The following is a 17,761-nucleotide window of genomic DNA, read 5'->3' as shown; positions in this document are numbered from 1 at the left end:
TTATGCAACCGGTAACTATTAAAACCATTGCCGAAAAACTCGGATTATCCATAGCCACTGTTTCCAGAGCATTGAAAGATAGCTATGAAATTTCCGCTGCAACCAGAGAGAAAGTAAAACAGGCAGCATTGGAAATGGGCTACCAGCCCAATGTTAATGCCAGTGGTTTAAGGGCAGGATCCAGTAAAACAATTGCAGTAATGGTGCCGGAGGTGGAAAATCATTTTTTCTCTCAGGTTATTAGTGGGATAGAATCGGTGGCAAGGGAATATGATTACCATGTACTTATTTACCTGACGCATGAAGACCCTAAAAAAGAAGAAGCATTTGTGCATCTCCTTGGAAATGGAAGAGCAGATGGTTTGCTTATTTCAGTTACCCATAACCGGGATGGATATGCGCATTTGAACAGAATGGCATCAGCTGGCTTTCCCATGGTCTTGTTTGATCGCCTGGTTGAAGAAGTGGCTGTTCCGCATGTATGCACGAATAATGAAGCGATAAGTTTTGAGGCAACCAGTTTATTATACCAGCGGGGTGCAAAAAAAACGGCCTTCCTGGGATTGGATGCTGATTTGTTTATCACCAGAACCAGGCTGGCTGGCTACAAAAAAGCAGTTGAGCAGTTTGATCCGGGTGCAGCGCCACTTGTTTTTGCCGGAACCGGCAAACCCGAACTGGATCTTCCCCGCCTGAAGAATTTCCTTCACAAATACCAACCGGATGCTCTCTTCGGCGCTTCCGAATCAATGGCGCTTTTACTGTATGAGCTGGGCAGCCAGGAAAAATTTCATATACCAGACGATTATCAGTTGATCAGTTTTACCAACCTTTCTGCAGTTCCATTTTTGAATCCCTCTCTTACGGCTATAATTCAACCGGCGTTTGAAATTGGCAAGGAAGCAGCTGAACTGCTTTTTAAAGTTATAAAGAAAAAGAAAATATATTCCGCAGAGCAGAAAAGAGAATTGCCCTCCGCGATCCGATTGGCTGCTTCCATCCGCGCTCCATCCTCGTAAACGTTTGCATAAGTAAACTTGCCGGTAAGCGGTGGAAAGCGCAATTTTAGACCTGCGAATTTTCTTACCATACAAAAACTACGAAATGCTTGACAGGAGACGATTTTTGCGGCAATCCGCATTAGCTGGAGCAGGAGTATTGCTGGCTCCATCCTTTTTAAAAGCAGGAAGCGCTGCTAATTCAACCGTTGTAATTGGTGTGGTGGGTACCAATAGCCGGGGATTTTATCTGGCTAAATTGTTTGCAGCCATTGAAGGTGTAACAGTTGGTTATATCTGTGATGTGGATGAACAGGTATTGAATAAAACCCTGGCTGAAATTGAAAAACAAACCGGCAAACGTCCCAAAGGATACCGGGATGTCAGAAAAATGCTGGAGGAAAAAGACCTGGATGCCATTTGCATTGCAACTCCTGATCATTGGCATGCGCCGGCAACACTCATGGCTGTACAGGCAGGAAAGCATGTGTATGTTGAAAAGCCCTGTTCCCATAATCCAGCAGAAGGGGAAATTTTAGTTGCTGCTCAGGCAAAATATGGAAAACTGATTCAGATGGGTAACCAGCGCCGCTCCTTCCCCAAAGTGATGCTGGCAATGGAGGAATTGAAAAATAATGCCATCGGCCGGGTTTATTTTGCAAAGGGATGGTATGCCGCTAATCGAAAATCAATTGGAAAGGGAAAACCCGCTGCTGTTCCTTCACACCTCGATTATGAACTCTGGCAGGGCCCCGCAATTCGCAGAGCATACCAGGATAACCTGATTCATTACAACTGGCATTGGTTTTGGAACTGGGGAACCGGTGAAGCCCTGAACAACGGAACCCATGAAATTGATGTGATGCGCTGGGGATTGGGAGTTGATTACCCAACCAAAGTGGTATCTGCAGGTGGCCGATATGCCTTTCAGGATGATTGGGAAACACCCGATACCCAATCGATCACCATGGAATTCGCCAATAATACCGCCATGTTATGGGAAAGCAGGAGTTGCAATCCACATCCGATAGAAGGAAGTGGCAGGGGCGTGGTCTTTTATGGAGAAAAAGGAACCATCGTGATTCCGGGCGGCGATGATTATAAAATCTACAATCTTGACAATAAACTGGTAAAGAAAGTAGATACAGAAATCCAGCAGGTCAATGCTACCAATACTATGGGGATGGGAGAAAAACTGGATAGTTTGCATCTTCAGAATTTTGTGGACGCTATCCGAAATCAAAAAAAACTGACTTCTCCTATATTAGAGGGACATAAAAGCACATTATTGGCGCAATTGGGCAATATTTCCTGGAGAACAGGCAGTGTCCTGAATTGTGATCCATCCAATGGGCATATATTGAATAATAAGAACGCTGCCCGTTTATGGAAACGGGAGTATGCAAAGGGTTGGGAAATGAAATTATAATGAATAACACTACTATTATGCGCTATTTATTTTTGTTGGTGATTCTTAGTTTTCTTACTGCCAGGTTACATGCTCAGGTTGCTAAGGAACAATGGGTTTCTTTATTTAATGGAAAAGATCTGAAGGGCTGGAAGCAATTGAATGGAAAGGCTTCTTATGTAGTGAAGGATGGAGTTATAGTTGGTACAACCGTTTCCAATGAACCCAATTCATTTCTTGCAACAGAAAAAAATTATACTGATTTTATTCTTGAACTCGAATTTATGGTAGACCCTTCCATGAATTCCGGTATTCAGTTCCGTAGCGAAAGCAAGGCCGATTATCAGAACGGAAAAGTACATGGTTATCAGATGGAAATCGATCCATCCAAACGCGCCTGGAGTGGAGGGATTTATGATGAAGGTCGCCGTTTGTGGTTGTATTCGCTCGATTATAATGAGCCCGCAAAAACAGCATTTAAAAATAATCAATGGAATAAATACAGGATTGAATGCGTTGGGAAATCAGTGCGAACCTTTGTAAATGGAATTCCTGCTGCTCACCTGGAAGACAGTATGCTGACCAGCGGTTTTATTGCCCTGCAGGTACATTCCATTGGAAAAGACGAACAGCCTGGAAAACAAATCAAATGGCGGAATATCCGTATTCAGACAAGCAATCTCCAACCTAAAAAAAGTGAGCCGGTTTTTGTTGTCAATCTTCAGCCGAATACGCTTTCTGCCAGCGAAAAAGCGCAGGGGGTTGAACTGTTGTGGAATGGGGTGGATACCAAAGGCTGGAGAGGAGCACATAAAGATAAATTTCCTGAAAAAGGCTGGCAGATAAAGGATGGTATTTTAAGTGTTCAGAAAAGTGGTGGTGGCGAGTCCACCAATGGCGGCGATATTGTAACAGAAGAAATGTATGGAGCCTTTGAATTGCAATTTGAATTTCGAATTACACCCGGTGCCAATAGTGGAGTAAAATATTTTGTTACAGAGCAGGAACAAAGTTCCGGATCTGCTATTGGGTTGGAATACCAGGTACTGGATGATGAAGCTCATCCGGATGCCAAAATGGGGGCTGTCGGAAATCGGACCATGGCATCTTTGTATGATCTGATTCCTTCCTTAAAAATGAGCCAGAGCAGACGCAAGCCAGGTGAATGGAATAAAGGAATGATCCGCGTTTATCCCGATAATCGGGTGGAGCATTTTCTGAATGGGTATAAAGTGGTTGAATACCAGCGGGGTACTCCCATTTTTTATGCATTGGTAGCCCGCAGTAAATATGCCAACTGGAAAAATTTTGGTATGGCTGAAAAAGGACACATATTGATTCAGGACCACGGTGATGCGGTGGACTACCGGTCAATCAAAATATTAAGTTTGAAGTAGGAAGTAGGAAGTTGGAAGTGAGAGAACTTCCAACTTCCAACTTCCTACTTCAAATTTCCAACTTCAAAATTCAAACTTCTATGGGGGTTTTAAATGATTTCTCACTTCAGGATAAAGTAGTAGTAGTAACCGGCGGTACCGGTGTATTGGGTGGTGCTTTTGTTGAAGCCATCGCAGATGCCGGGGCAGCTGTTGGCATATTGGGCCGGAATGCCGCAATTGCGGAAGAAAGAGCCCAAAAAATAAGGACTGCAGGCGGTAAAGCCATCGCCCTGGTTGCTGATGTAATGAAAGAAGATGAACTGGTTAATGCAAAGAACCTCATCCTGAAAGAATTTGGCAAGGTAGACGGACTTGTAAACGGTGCCGGCGGAAATATGCCGATTGGCGTTTTACAGAACGAAGAAGATCTTTTCAAAATGAATCTGGAAGGGATGAAGACAGTGATGGATATCAATCTTTGGGGAACCATTATCCCAACACAGGTATTTGGAGCCACCCTGGCAGAAAATCCAACAGCCAGCATTGTCAATATTTCTTCCATGAATTCCAAACAGGCTGTAACCAAAGTATTGGGATATAACCTCGGAAAAGCGGCAGTTGATTGTTATAATGAATGGTTTGCGGTTGAGTTGGCGAATCGGTATGGTGACCGTATCCGGATGAATGCACTCACGCCCGGCTTTTTTCTTACAGAACAAAATCGTAAACTGGTTTGGCACCCGGACGGTACGCTTTCAGCACGCGGACAATCCATCATCAATAACACCCCTTTCAAGCGCTTTGGAAAGCCGGAAGAATTAACCGGTGCATTAATATGGTTATTGAGTGATGCTTCCCGTTTTGTAACCGGTTCACAAGTGGTAATTGATGGTGGATTCTCAATTTACAGTGGCGTTTAAATATTGATATGAAGGCACCTTACTTTAGTCCCAATAGTTTAATTCCAACCATGCGCTGGTTTGGAGAAAAAGATCCGGTTTCACTGGCAGACCTTCGACAGGCAGGCTGTACCGGTGTTGTAACTGCTCTTCATCATATTCCTAACGGTGAAGTGTGGACGAAAGAAGAAATAGAAAAGCGATTGAAATTGATTGAAGCAGCCGGATTGAATTGGGATGTGGTGGAAAGTGTTCCGGTTCATGAAGAAATCAAAACCCGCACAGGACAGTTTGAATTGCATATCCGAAACTACCGGGAATCTTTAATAAACCTGGGAGCCGCCGGCATCAAAACAGTTACTTATAATTTTATGCCGGTGATTGATTGGACCCGAACCGATCTTGAATATGTTGTGGCAGATGGAAGCAAGGCACTGCGTTTTGAACAGGCCGGTATTATAGCCTTCGATCTTTTTATATTGAAAAGAGAAGGCGCAGCATCGGATTATTCAACAGCTGATATTGAACGTGGAAAAGCCCTGTTTGCCAGCATGGACGATGCCGCAAAACATAAACTGGAACGGACTATAATTGCCGGATTGCCGGGTAGTGAAGCCTCTTTTTCTGTTGATCAGTTTCGGCAGGCAATGGAACCTTATAAAAACCTGATCCGGGCTGATTTGCAACAAAACCTGGTGCTGTTTCTGGAGGCGGTTTGTCCCATTGCAGAGGAAGCCGGCGTTCAACTGGTCATACATCCCGATGATCCTCCCTTTCCCATATTTGGATTGCCCCGGGTAGTAAGTACGGCCAGTGATCTCGAGCATCTGTTTTCGGTTGTGCCTTCCCGTGCAAACGGACTTTGTTTCTGTACCGGATCTTTCGGTGTGCGCGCAGACAATGACTTGCCAGCCATGGTTAAGCAGTTTGGCAGCAGAATTGGTTTTTTCCATCTCAGAAATACCCGTCGAAATGAATGGGGTGATTTTTACGAGGACAATCATCTCGAAGGAAATGCAGATATGCCGGCAATCATGAAGGAAATCGTTCAACTTCAGCAAAGGGAAACACGCCGTATACCCATGCGGCCCGATCATGGTCACCAGATGCTGGATGATCTTACTAAAAAAACAAATCCGGGTTATTCGGCAATCGGCAGATTAAGGGGATTGGCCGAGTTACGCGGACTGGAATTAGGAATTCAATCAATGAATAAAGAAATATAATTCATGGAGAAGCAATTGCAGCAATGGCCGGATGAGTCGTTTATTTTACAGAATGAAGCAGCGAGACGATTGTATGTTGATTTTGCAAAAGATCAGCCAATTATCGATTATCATTGTCATTTATCACCCGATGAAATTGCAGCCAATAAGCAGTTTGAAAACCTGACTCAGATCTGGTTAAAAGGAGATCATTATAAATGGCGGGCTATGCGGGCCCTGGGTGTATCTGAAGAATTTATAACGGGTACAGCATCTGATCAGGATAAATTTATGGCCTGGGCTAAACTTGTTCCGCGTACCATCCGTAATCCGCTTTTTCACTGGACGGTTATGGAAATGGCCAATCCATTTGGAATAAAACAATTGCTGAATGCATCTACCGGTGCCGGTATTTATGATACCTGTAATCAACTTCTACAAACACCCGATTTCAGCACACAAGCGCTTATTCGCAACCGTAAGGTAGAGCTGGTAGGCACAACCGATGATCCCTGTGATGATCTTGCTTATCATAAATTATTTGTACAGCAGAATGCCGGCTTTCAAATGTTGCCGAGTTTCCGGCCCGATCCCGTGCTGAATGTAAACAATCAAGCGTCATGGCTGGCATATTTAGGCAGACTGGAAGCAGTAACCGGACGATCCATCAACCAGCTTGATGATTTACTGGAGGCATTGGATGAACGTATTCAATACTTCCATAATCATGGATGCCGGGTGGCAGATCTTGGTCTGGTTCAGTTGCCTGATTTGATGCAGTTGCGTGATAAAAAACAGGTGGAGCAGGAATTTCGTCTGCTGGTAAGTACAAAAAATTACCAGGTGCAATCGCCGGATTCACTGGCCGGTTTCATTCTATTGCATATCTGCCGGAAATACAAGCAATTCGGATGGGTGCAACAATTTCACCTGGGTGCAATCAGGAACCTGAATACACGTCTGCTAACCAGACTAGGCGCTGATAGTGGCGTGGATTCCATTGGGGATGACCAGCAGGGAATTCGTCTTGCCCGCTTTCTGGATGCACTGGATCAGACCGATGAACTGGCCAAAACAATTTTGTACAACCTGAATCCCGCATTAAACGAAGTATTCGCCAGTATGACAGGCAATTTTAACGATGGTAGTATAGTGGGTAAAATTCAATTCGGTTCCGGCTGGTGGTTTCTTGATCAGATGGATGGCATGGAAAAACAATTGAACGCCTTGTCCAGTATCGGAATTCTTAGTTCTTTTATCGGGATGACGACTGATAGCAGAAGTTTTCTTTCCTATTCCAGACATGATTATTTCCGCCGCATACTTTGTAATCTGATTGGAACAGATATGGAAAAAGGCCTCTTGCCAATGGATTATGCATGGATGGGGACTATTGTTTCTGATATCTGCTATACCAATGCCCGAAATTATTTTGACCTTCCCTGATTTTTTTTCTTGCAGGATAGGGGTAAGTGAATGGATGATTGTCGGATTAGCAAATACGTTGAATCATGACAATCAAATCAATTCTGGCAGCCATGCTGCTTTTCCTGGCTAGCCTGGAACTCAGTGCGCAAAAGAATGAAACCCTTTTTAAGTCAAATGGCATCCGCAAATCCGGCGGTTATGGAGCAATTTCCAATAAGTTCACGCGTATCAATGGTGAATTCGCCAATATTAATGAAGTTTATGGTGGCTGGTATGTAAATCGTTCTTTCCTGATTGGGGTGGCCGCTTCTGCTACAACCAACCGGATGAATGTTCCGGAGGAGAATAAAATATGGGATGGCGAAAAAATGACCTACCAATATGGCCAATTCGGATTAATGACAGAATATGTAGTGGCCTCTACCAGGAAGATACATTTTGCAGTGAACCTTATTACCGGTGCCGGATTTATGTTGCAGTATGATCGAAGAGATTACGACGATTGGGAGGAGTATGACAGCCGCAATCCGAACTTCTTTTTTGTAATGGAACCCGGTGCCCAGGCGGAACTCAATCTTACCAATTGGATGCGTTTTAGTCCGGGTATTTCCTACCGCCGTGCTTTCGGTTCCAATAGCAAGGGCTTAAGTGATGATGACCTGAGTGGACTTTCAGCAAATGTTACATTCAAATTTGGACGTTTCTAGATAATTCAAATTCACCCGTCGGGTAAATTTACTGGCCGAAATACTGCACCTGGATCCGGATATCTCTGTTCCTGCCTTTATCATCAGTGCAGGAAATCTTAACCGGACCCGGTTCGGGTTGAAAAAATACCCGCTCTTTTGCAGCGGCCGATTTATAATAGCGGTCATTAATATACCAATGTACCCGCAGCACATCCGAAGCAGCCTGGCACTGAAGGAGTAATGGCTCTGGATTTGTTTTTTCCATCAGATAGTCGGTTCCATTCCGGGGAAAAAGAATGGCCGGTGCACCTTCCCTGAAAATTTGTTCACAGTCAGGGTTATGTGCGGGAACTTTTTTATAGCTGATTTTCCGTTCCTCCATCCAACGCAATAGTGATGGATCTAGTAGTGGGAACCGTTCTTTTTTATAGCCCGATGCAGGCAGGCATTGCATACAATAAGAATGATTTCCATCTGCACTCAGAAAGACCTCCCTGCTGTGTTCACAGGGTTGTCCGCCTGATACGAGTGGAATAAAATAATCAGTAATCAGTGATTCACAATATTCCCCAGGTGGAAGTCCGCTTGTGGCACAGACTTTCCGGATATCGCATTCAGATGGTTGTGTAAACCAGTCCTGTTCTGTATCATAATCGATTGAATTGAATAAGCGAAACAGCAGGGGAGTTGCAGTTTCAGCTCCACTCAGGGATGTGGCCCCTTCTCCTGAAAAATTCCCCACCCAAACCCCAATGGTGTAACGTTGATTATAGCCGATACTCCAGGCATCTCTTCGGCCATACGAAGTGCCGGTTTTCCAGGCTATCCTGGGCATCTTCTCCGTGCTTTGCCAGCTTAAAGGAAAATCAGGCCGGTTCACTTTTGATAATACCTGATTCAACATAAAGGCGGCCGCGGAAGAAACCAGCTTTTTCGATACCGCACTGCTGTCTTCCCTGTTATAGATCAGGGGGCGATATTCACCCTGGCGGGCAAAACTGCTGAATAATCCGGTCAGTTCTTCCAGACCGGTTCCGCAACCACCCAATACCATCGATAATCCCAGTTTGTTCCGGTCTATTTTTATCTGTTCAAAACCAATACCGGAAAGTTTATCAATCAACACATCTTTACCTAGTTTGGCTAAAGTTCGTACTGCCGGAATATTCAGTGAATGATCAAGTGCATATTCCATACTTACGGCTCCATTGAACTGCCGGTCGAAATTCTCCGGTGCATATCCTTCATAGTTGGTTGCTACATCGCTCAATATGGTTTTAGGAGTTAATTGCCCTGCATCAATGGCCAGTCCATATACCAGCGGTTTTAAAGTGCTGCCCGGTTGCCGGATGGCTGCCGCACCGTTTACCTGTCCGCCATCCGAAACATCATTAAAATCTGCAGATCCGATATAACTGATCACCTGCGCTGTTTTGTTATCAAGTACTATAACTGCTGCATTTCGGATCTGCTGGTAGCGTAATGGCCGAATATAATCAGCCACCAGTTTTTCTGCTTTTAATTGCGTGTTCAGATCGATATAGGTCTGATAGGAGGGCCGCCCGCTTTTTTTCAATTTATAGGAGAGATGGGGGATGAGTTGGGGGGCCGGATGCCGGAAGGCAGTCAAAGGCTCATCCAACGCATCCCGAATGGAGATTTCGCTGAAAATTCCGGATGAACGAAATCGTTGCAGCCATTTATTTCTCTCCATTATAATCCGATCATTATGTTTGCCCATTACCAATGAATTCGGCCGGTTTGGGATGACCGACAAGGCCAATATTTCGGCAAGTGACAGGTGATCCGGATTCTTTTGAAAATACAATACCGAAGCAGACTTTACGCCTTCAATATTCCCTCCATAGGGCACCAGATTCAGGTAAAGCTGAAGGATTTCTTTTTTGCTGTAGGTCCATTCCAATTGCAAAGCCCGGAATGCTTCGCCGATTTTTTTTAACCAGCTCCTGCTGCCAGGTTCCATGGCACGTGCTACCTGCATCGTTATGGTAGATGCGCCGGAAGTTCGTTTTAAATGCAGCAGATTATTCCAGGCAGCTCTGGCAACCGCCAATGGATTGATACCGGGATGATAAAAAAAATAGCGGTCTTCCTTTTCAATAATGGCTTTTTGCAGCAGCGGAGAAATTTCTTCGAGCTCTGTTTTCATCCGCCATTTTTGATCCGATGTTAAATAGGCATGAACAACCGAACCTTTATTGTCTTTAATGATGGTTGACCATTCTGGTTCCGCCGGCAGGGGAAATAGCAAATGCAGCAAAACGGTCAGTACTGCTAAAACCAGGATTGTCAGGATTGTTTTTTTTAATCGTTTCAGACGCTTCAAGTACTTGGATTGGTTTAACAAACTTACAGGTTTCCTATATTTTGATTTCGTTAAACTAACAGATACATTTGAGGACAATTCCAACCATTTATGCCTTTCCTAAAACGAATCCTTCTCTTTCTTTTTTTATTCATTTCCATGCTGGCCTGTAACCGAAAAGCGGTGGTGCTGGAATATACCAATGCAGAGAAAGAAGTGCTGCCGCTTCAAAACCTGGTATTCCGGTTTAATCATCCCATTGTAGCAGATTCCCTGCTCAACCAGTGGGACTCAACCGAATTCGTACAATTTGAACCTGCCATACCCGGACGGTTTCGCTGGGAACAATCCAACCTGCTGGTGTTTTCGCCTGCCAGTCCTTTGTTGCCGGCTACAACATACAAAGCCCGGTTGACATCTGCCGTACTGAAAGGTTCAAAATTTAACCAGATAGAAAAAGCAGAGGCACTGGAATTTACTACCCCACTGCTGAATCTCGATCAAACCAATACATCCTGGCTGCTGCCGGAAGATGGTGGTACTACTCCCTATCCACAGGTTGATCTTTATTTTAATTATAAAGTGGATGCCGCAAAACTGAAAGAGCAGTTAATTCTGAAGGAGGGCGACAAGCCCATTGCATTTACCCTATTGACCATTGGAAAAGATTCCAAAATTTCGCTTCGTTTGCAGGGCGTTAAACCGGAAGATAAAGATCTTTCCATCGCCCTTACTGTTGCCAAAGGTATAGTTCCGGAGGGCGGTCAACAGGGATTGAAAGAAGAACTAAAACAAAACCTCCTGCTTCCATCTCCCTTTGTTTTAACCATCAATGGCGTTCAATCCGAACACGATGGAACCAGCGGCAGAATTCTGGTGAGAACCAGTCAGCAGGTAGTGGAAGCCGGATTAAAGAATTTTATCAGCCTGGAGCCTGCCACCGCATTTCAGGTGCAACTGATGGAAGATGGGTTCATGATTACCAGCGAAACAATCAATGCAGAAAAAAGCTATCAGGTAAAACTGAAAAAAGGATTAAAAGGGGTATTAGGCGGACAATTAAAAGAAGATGTCACAGAGTCTGTTGCTTTTGGTGAACTGGAACCATCTGTTCGATTTGTAAATGGTAAAGCCAGTTATTTATCAGCCGAAGGAGCGCGTCATATTGAACTGAAGATTGTAAACGTTCCCCGTATCAAACTGGTGGTATCCAAAATTTACGAATCCAATCTGCTGGCGGCAAATAAATATGGATATTATCCGAAAGAGGCCAGTGGTGCATCTAACTATGACGAATATTATTATGAAGGGGATGGAGATTTCACTATGGGAGATGTGATTTATGAAAAAGAAATTGATACCCGTTCGTTGCCACGTATGGGGGGCTCCCAATTGCTTGAATTTAACCTGGAGGATCGCATCCCTGACCTAAAAGGTGCCTACCATATCAAAGTGCGATCCATGGATGATTACTGGGTGAATGACAGCCGGCTGATATCACTTTCTGATATCGGAATGATTGTAAAAGAGGGAAAGGAGAAGTTGGTTGTATTTACCAACTCAATCAAATCAGCCACCGCATTAACCGGTGTTAATCTGGTGGCTTATGGCGCCAATAATCAGGTGCTTGGTATGGGTACCACCAATTCGGAAGGGGTGGCAGAAATCGCCGTTTCCCGTAAAGATATAAACGGCTTCCGGCCTGCCATGATTATAGCAAAAACAGCCTCGGATTTCAATTATCTGCTGTTTGCAAATACCCGGGTAAATACATCCCGATTCGATGTGGGGGGTAAGCGCCTCAATGCAACCGGACTGGATGCCTATGTTTACACGGAAAGAGGGATTTACCGGCCGGGTGAACAAATTCATTTTGCTGCCATTGTACGTGATTATAAATGGAAAGCTGTTGCAGATCTTCCAGTAAAATGTAAGATTCTTTTCCCTACGGGAAAAGAAATGAAGAATTTCAGAAAAACACTTAATAAGGAAGGTAGTACAGATGGCAATATAAATCTTCCCGTGGCAGCCATTACCGGAACCTATCTGCTGGAATTATACAGTGGAAATGATGTATTGCTGGCCAGCCTGCCCATTCAGGTAGAAGAATTTGTTCCCGATCGTATAAAAGTTCAGACAAATCTGGATACCAAAGAATTGAAACCCGGTGAGACTACAACACTCTCACTTGAAGCTCAGAATTTCTTCGGTCCGCCTGCTGCCAACAGACGCTATGAAACAGAGATACAGGTGAAGCAGCTCCTGTTTTCATCCAAAAAATTCAGAAACTATCAGTTTGCCCTCACCAATCAGCAGAGTTTTTTTGATAAGAAATTTGAAGAAGGCAATACGGATGATCAGGGTAAGGCAAGTGTGGACTATACAGTACCATCGATTTATAAAATGATCGGTCTCCTGCAGGCGCGTTTCTTTACAACCGTGTTTGATGAAACAGGCAGGCCGGTGAGCAGGGTTGCACAGGCAGATATCAGTACCCAAAATGCTTTTCTCGGTATTGGTTATAATGGCTACGATTATTTTCCCCTGAATCAGGCGGTTAAATTTCCGCTTATTGCATTAAGTAATACGGAACAGGTGCTGAATGGTCAGTCTGCCAAACTGGAAGTGATCAAACAGGAATATCGCACGGTTTTGAGCCGGAGTGGTGAATACTTCCGGTATGAATCCCAAAAGGAAGAAAAAATTGTAGCAAGCAGTACAGTTACCATTTCCGGTGAAAATTCCAGTTACTCATTTGTGCCACGCTCTCCCGGAAATTATGAAATTCGTTTAAGCCTTCCCGGTAGTACAACCTATGTAAGCCGGTCTTTCTATAGCTATGGCTATTGGGGTGGTGATTATAGTTCCTTTGAAGTGGATACGGATGGGAATATTGATATAGAAACGGATAAGGCTACTTATAATCCGGGTGATCAGGTAAAGATTCTCTTTAAAACTCCCTTCAGTGGTCGTTTACTGGTTACAATGGAGCAGGATAAGGTTATTACCTATCAGTACCTGATTGTCGATAAACGCACGGCAACCGTTTCGCTTCCGATAACAGAAGAACATTTGCCCAATGTATTTATTACGGCAACCTTAATCAAGCCACACGAACTGACCGATATTCCACTTACGGTGGCGCATGGTTTCAAAGGGATAACAGTTTCGGATAAACGAAGATCCATGCCGGTTGAAATCTTCGCCGAAGCTTCCAGCAGATCAAAAAAAATGCAGACGGTGCGGGTGAATGCTGCTCCGGGAGCTATGGTCACCCTGGCTGCAGTTGATAATGGTGTATTACAGGTAACGGATTTTAAAACGCCGGATCCCTATGGGCATTTTTACGCCGATCGGGCATTGTCTGTTAATGCATTTGATCTCTATCCTTTATTGTTTCCAGAATTAAAAGCTACCCGAAGCAGTACCGGTGGTGATGGAGACCTGCGCATGGACCAGCGGGTAAATCCGATGCCGAATAAAAGAGTCAAAATTCTTTCCTATTGGAGCGGACTGGTAACAGCCAATGGTTCGGGAGAAGCCAGTTTCTCCGTGGAGATTCCGGCATTTTCGGGTGAAGTCCGCCTGATGGCCGTAGCGCATAAGGGAGACCGATTCGGATCTGCAGAGAAAACAATGAAAGTAGCGGATCCGCTGGTGTTGAGTACAGCTTTGCCGAGATTTATGAGTCCGGGTGATAGTATTGAAATCCCAGTAACACTCAGTAATACCACCGCTCAGTCCATTTCAGGCAAGGCGAAAATTAAAGCAGGTGGTCCGGTTGATCTGGGAGGTCAGTCTGAGCAATCCGTAACCATACCTGCCAATTCCGAACAGCGACTGGTATTTAAGGCCATGGCAAAACAGGCTATCGGTGAAGCACAGGTGAAAATTGAAGTGGCAGCCGGCTCAGCAACCTATTCAGAAGAAATTGATATTACCGTTCGGCCTGCATCAACACTTCAAAAAAGAACAGGAGCGGGTGTTGTTGCTGCCAATGGAACTGCCAGCATCAACCTGGGGAATCCTGATTTTATACCAGCATCAGTACGCTGCAAATTAGTGGTTAGCCGATCACCTGTTTTGGAATTGGGGACTGTATTGGAAAAACTCGTTAACTATCCCTATGGATGCACCGAACAATCCATATCTGCGGCATTTCCTCAATTGTATTTCGGTGAAATGACTGAGTTGTTAAAAAAGGGAGATGCCTCCAAAAAAACTGCCGCTGCCAATGTATTGGAAGCCATCCGGAAAATAAAAATGAGGCAATTGTACAATGGAGCATTGTCATTATGGGACAATGATAAAACCGAACATTGGTGGACCTCTATCTATGGAGCTCATTTTTTACTGGAGGCGAAAAAAGCCGGATTTGAAGTAGATCGATCCCTGTTGGAAACATTGTTGAGTTATATCAACCAGCGTCTGGGGGCAAGGGTAACTGTGAATTATTACTATAATACCAACCAGCAAAAAAAGATTGCACCAAAAGAAATGGCGTATAGTCTTTATGTGTTGGCATTGGCAGGGAAAGCCAATATTTCCAGTATGAATTATTATAAATCAAAACCGGAATTGCTGAGCCTGGATTCTAAATACCTGCTGGCGGCGGCTTATGCGCTGGCTGGTGATAAGAATCGGTTTACTGAGTTATTGCCGGGAAGTTTCTCCGGAGAAGAAGCCATCGCGGAAACAGGTGGAAGTTTTTATTCTGTTTTGCGGGATGAGGCCATTGCACTCAATGTGTTGGTGGACGTGAATCCAATGCATCCGCAGGTTCCGGTAATGGCTAAAAGCCTGGTGCAACGGTTCAAACAAAGAAACTGGTACAGTACACAGGAAGCAAGCTTTGGCTTCCTGGCACTTGGCAAACTGGCAGCAAAACAAAAAGCGTCCAATTCAACTGCTGCCATTCTTGCCAATGGGAAATCCATAGGTACCATGAACGGGAACACAAGTACACTGAATGCTGCTGCATTGGGAACTGGTACGGTTCAGATTAAGGCAACAGGCGGACCAGTATATTACTGGTGGGAAGCAGAAGGTATCAGTGCAACGGGATTCTATAAAGAAGAAGATCAGTACCTGAAGATCAGACGGGCGTTTTATGATCGTAATGGCCGGTTACTTACAGGAAAAACATTCAAACAAAATGATTTAATCATTGTGCAGCTGGCGTTGGATAAAACTTATTCGGGAACGATTGAAAATGTGGTACTCACTGATCTGCTGCCAGCCGGATTTGAAATTGAAAATCCGCGTACCAAGGATATTCCTGGAATGGATTGGATCAAAGATGCATCCGCACCCACTTCGCTTGATGTGCGGGATGACCGGATTCATTTATTCGTGGATGCCAACCGAGCAAGGCAGGTATATTATTATGCGGTGCGTGCTGTTTCCCCTGGCGTATTCCAACAGGGGCCAGCCAGCGCAGATGCTATGTACAACAGTGAATATCATTCATATCATGGGGCGGGAAAAATTACTATTACAAACAGATAATGGCAACAGATATAATTGGGGCAGACCTGGTGGATGCTATTCGGGATCGTGCAAGAGAGGCTGAACTCAGGGGGAAGTTGGCAGATGAAGATTGGGCTCTGGTTCAACAGCATAACTGGTTGAATCTATATTTGCCGGCAGAGCTGAAAGGGCGTGGCTTTCCCTTTCCAGATTCGCTGGATTATCTGGAACAGCTTGCTTATACCGATGGCTCACTTGGCTGGACCATTACCCTTTGCAGTGGAGCGCACTGGTTTTTGGGGTTCCTGGATGAACAGTTGCGGGCTTCGCTTTTTATAAAAGATCGCTTATGCCTGGCTGGTAGCGGAGATGCAGGTGGTTCCGCCATACCTCTGGATGGTGGTTACTGGGTGGAGGGCAGCTGGCCACATGCAACAGGGGCGGGGATGGCTACCCATCTTACGGCGAATCTTATACTGAATGGGAGGGTTTTCCCTTTTCTTTTCTATGCAGATGAAGTGGAGCTTTTTTTCAATTGGACAACCATGGGAATGAAAGCAACAGCCAGTCATGGTTTCCGTGTAAGGCCCCGATGGATTCCTGGCAATCGCATCTTTTCTATCGAACCTGAAAAGGCAATCTGTCCCGATCCGGTTTTTCAGTACCCGTTTGAATTGATAGCTGCCTATACGCTGGCGGTTAATATTACAGGCATGGCTATGCGATTTAAAGAATTGGCAAATCAATCCGGAAAATCGGATGATATAAGATTTGAAATGGAAAGAAAATTACTATTTGAAAATGCTGTTCATCATTGGCAGGTGGTGAAGGAGGGAAGCGTAATTCCACCTGAAACTATAAAGCAAACAACTGCAACTGCCAGAAATTTAACCGGAATTGTTATCCATCTTGTGCAGGATTTATACGCAGGTATGGGATTATCTGCTGCAAAGGAGGAATCCGAAATCAACCGCATCTGGCGAAATATTCATACCGCTGCTTTGCACCCGTTATTAAGGAAGATTCCCTAAGGAAAGTTGGGTATAGAGATAAGCACAGATTCGTTGAGACATATCCCTCCACCTTTTACGTGCACCAAAACCACCCCCCAAAACCGGATTAAAATGTTTATGTAATTCATGCCCACTATTGACATAGATATGTGCATAATGAGGAATGCCGGAACGTCTGGCCTGTCTTACAATAATACCTGTTCCAAAAAATGGGCCGGCTGAATTATTGGAGGGTACAACCCGATCGCTGCTGCCGTGAATGGAAATTATCGGAACCCGGCAGCTAGAGATCCAGCTACTGTCGTAAATCGATCCCCACATATTGATAGCTGCCAGTATCTTATTTGGATTATGGGTGGTATCTGCTTGTTTGCTGTCGGGCTTTTTTAGGTAGGAAGCAAATTCCGCTTCACTGGTACAAACCTCATGCAGGGCCATCATTCCGCCTGCAGAATTTCCGGCAAGTAGGATGCGGGCAGGATCAATCCGGTATTGTGCTGCATTCGCCTTGAAATAATCAATAGCAAGTTGCAAATCTTTCAAGGCATCATAACAGCCTTCTGCCAGGTCTTCAAATTTCGATAAGGGCTTTTTTTTGCTTTTACGATAATTGATGGAAGCCACGGCGTAGCCTCTTTTCGCAAATTCACGGGCCCAGAATGGGGTGCTGTCGGATGATTTATTGCCGAGTTTAAATCCGCCGCCATGCATGGCAATGATCAACGGTCTTAACAATACCGTATCTTCTTTGGAGGCATACCAGTCGAAATGGTGATGTTTTTTTTTGATACCCTCCATTTGCTGCGGATAGTAGGAGAGGTTTCGGGTCCGTTGGATTTTATCGTATTGAATGTCTTTGTAGCGATGGTTGTTTTTCGTTTGCGCCTGGCTGTGAGTCAGTGCAGCATAGCATAGAATACCTGTCAATAAAAGACGAAAGGGCATAG

The 17,761-nt window shown here is 44.6% G+C and carries 11 protein-coding genes; 9 read left to right on the top strand and 2 right to left on the bottom strand.

The window, feature by feature from the left end; all coding sequences use genetic code 11:
- Positions 1-2: 2 nt before the first annotated feature.
- The 7 genes from B2746_RS07615 to B2746_RS07585 all read left to right on the top strand — a co-directional run bounded on the left by B2746_RS07615 (position 3) and on the right by B2746_RS07585 (position 8,024).
- Positions 3-1,019, top strand: coding sequence for a LacI family DNA-binding transcriptional regulator (locus tag B2746_RS07615; protein WP_290792264.1), 1,017 nt, complete (start codon positions 3-5; stop codon positions 1,017-1,019).
- 85 nt (positions 1,020-1,104) lie between these two features.
- A complete protein-coding gene (locus B2746_RS07610; RefSeq protein ID WP_290792263.1) occupies positions 1,105-2,427 on the top strand; it encodes a Gfo/Idh/MocA family protein in 1,323 nt (440 codons plus the stop codon).
- A gap of 17 nt (positions 2,428-2,444) precedes the next feature.
- Complete coding sequence (locus B2746_RS07605) at positions 2,445-3,803, top strand: 3-keto-disaccharide hydrolase (protein ID WP_290792262.1); 1,359 nt, start codon at positions 2,445-2,447, stop codon at positions 3,801-3,803.
- 80 nt (positions 3,804-3,883) lie between these two features.
- Positions 3,884-4,705, top strand: a complete 822-nt coding sequence (locus B2746_RS07600) for an SDR family oxidoreductase (RefSeq protein WP_290792261.1) — start codon at positions 3,884-3,886, stop codon at positions 4,703-4,705.
- A gap of 8 nt (positions 4,706-4,713) precedes the next feature.
- Positions 4,714-5,910: a mannonate dehydratase gene (gene uxuA, locus B2746_RS07595; protein WP_290792260.1), complete on the top strand. Its 1,197-nt coding sequence runs from the start codon at positions 4,714-4,716 to the stop codon at positions 5,908-5,910.
- Between the two features lie 3 nt (positions 5,911-5,913).
- On the top strand, positions 5,914-7,335 hold the full coding sequence (uxaC, locus tag B2746_RS07590; protein ID WP_290792259.1) for a glucuronate isomerase: 1,422 nt from the start codon (positions 5,914-5,916) through the stop codon (positions 7,333-7,335).
- Between the two features lie 65 nt (positions 7,336-7,400).
- Positions 7,401-8,024, top strand: a complete 624-nt coding sequence (locus B2746_RS07585; RefSeq protein WP_290792258.1) for a hypothetical protein — start codon at positions 7,401-7,403, stop codon at positions 8,022-8,024.
- 28 nt (positions 8,025-8,052) lie between these two features.
- Here B2746_RS07585 and pbpC read toward each other — a convergent pair whose 3' ends face one another.
- Positions 8,053-10,353, bottom strand: coding sequence for a penicillin-binding protein 1C (pbpC, locus tag B2746_RS07580; RefSeq protein ID WP_290792257.1), 2,301 nt, complete (start codon positions 10,351-10,353; stop codon positions 8,053-8,055).
- 90 nt (positions 10,354-10,443) lie between these two features.
- Here pbpC and B2746_RS07575 point away from each other — a divergent pair, with 90 nt between their 5' ends.
- Both B2746_RS07575 and B2746_RS07570 read left to right on the top strand, forming a co-directional pair.
- Entirely contained in the window at positions 10,444-15,840 is a 5,397-nt protein-coding gene (locus tag B2746_RS07575) for an alpha-2-macroglobulin family protein (protein WP_290792256.1), read from the top strand.
- A complete protein-coding gene (locus tag B2746_RS07570; RefSeq protein ID WP_290792255.1) occupies positions 15,840-16,832 on the top strand; it encodes a hypothetical protein in 993 nt (330 codons plus the stop codon). Before B2746_RS07575 ends, B2746_RS07570 begins: the two co-directional genes overlap by 1 nt.
- Here the strand turns inward: B2746_RS07570 and B2746_RS07565 are convergent.
- The gene (locus B2746_RS07565; protein ID WP_290792254.1) at positions 16,815-17,759 is read right to left on the bottom strand and encodes an alpha/beta hydrolase; all 945 of its coding nucleotides are present in this window, start codon (positions 17,757-17,759) and stop codon (positions 16,815-16,817) included. The genes B2746_RS07570 and B2746_RS07565 overlap by 18 nt on opposite strands.
- Positions 17,760-17,761: the final 2 nt, after the last annotated feature.

This window comes from Flavihumibacter sp. UBA7668 (genome assembly GCF_002483205.1).
In the GTDB taxonomy this organism is placed as follows: Bacteria; Bacteroidota; Bacteroidia; order Chitinophagales; family Chitinophagaceae; genus Flavihumibacter.
This window is presented reverse-complemented; position numbering and strand designations above follow the sequence as displayed.

Bases quoted from the DNA above. Each gene is read 5' to 3' on its own strand.
- B2746_RS07615 (WP_290792264.1), top strand. From the start codon at position 3: ATGCAACCGGTAACTATTAAAACCATTGCCGAAAAACTCGGATTATCC.
- B2746_RS07610 (WP_290792263.1), top strand. From the start codon at position 1,105: ATGCTTGACAGGAGACGATTTTTGCGGCAATCCGCATTAGCTGGAGCA.
- B2746_RS07605 (WP_290792262.1), top strand. From the start codon at position 2,445: ATGCGCTATTTATTTTTGTTGGTGATTCTTAGTTTTCTTACTGCCAGG.
- B2746_RS07600 (WP_290792261.1), top strand. From the start codon at position 3,884: ATGGGGGTTTTAAATGATTTCTCACTTCAGGATAAAGTAGTAGTAGTA.
- uxuA (WP_290792260.1), top strand. From the start codon at position 4,714: ATGAAGGCACCTTACTTTAGTCCCAATAGTTTAATTCCAACCATGCGC.
- uxaC (WP_290792259.1), top strand. From the start codon at position 5,914: ATGGAGAAGCAATTGCAGCAATGGCCGGATGAGTCGTTTATTTTACAG.
- B2746_RS07585 (WP_290792258.1), top strand. From the start codon at position 7,401: ATGACAATCAAATCAATTCTGGCAGCCATGCTGCTTTTCCTGGCTAGC.
- B2746_RS07575 (WP_290792256.1), top strand. From the start codon at position 10,444: ATGCCTTTCCTAAAACGAATCCTTCTCTTTCTTTTTTTATTCATTTCC.
- B2746_RS07570 (WP_290792255.1), top strand. From the start codon at position 15,840: ATGGCAACAGATATAATTGGGGCAGACCTGGTGGATGCTATTCGGGAT.
- B2746_RS07565 (WP_290792254.1), bottom strand. From the start codon at position 17,759: ATGCCCTTTCGTCTTTTATTGACAGGTATTCTATGCTATGCTGCACTG.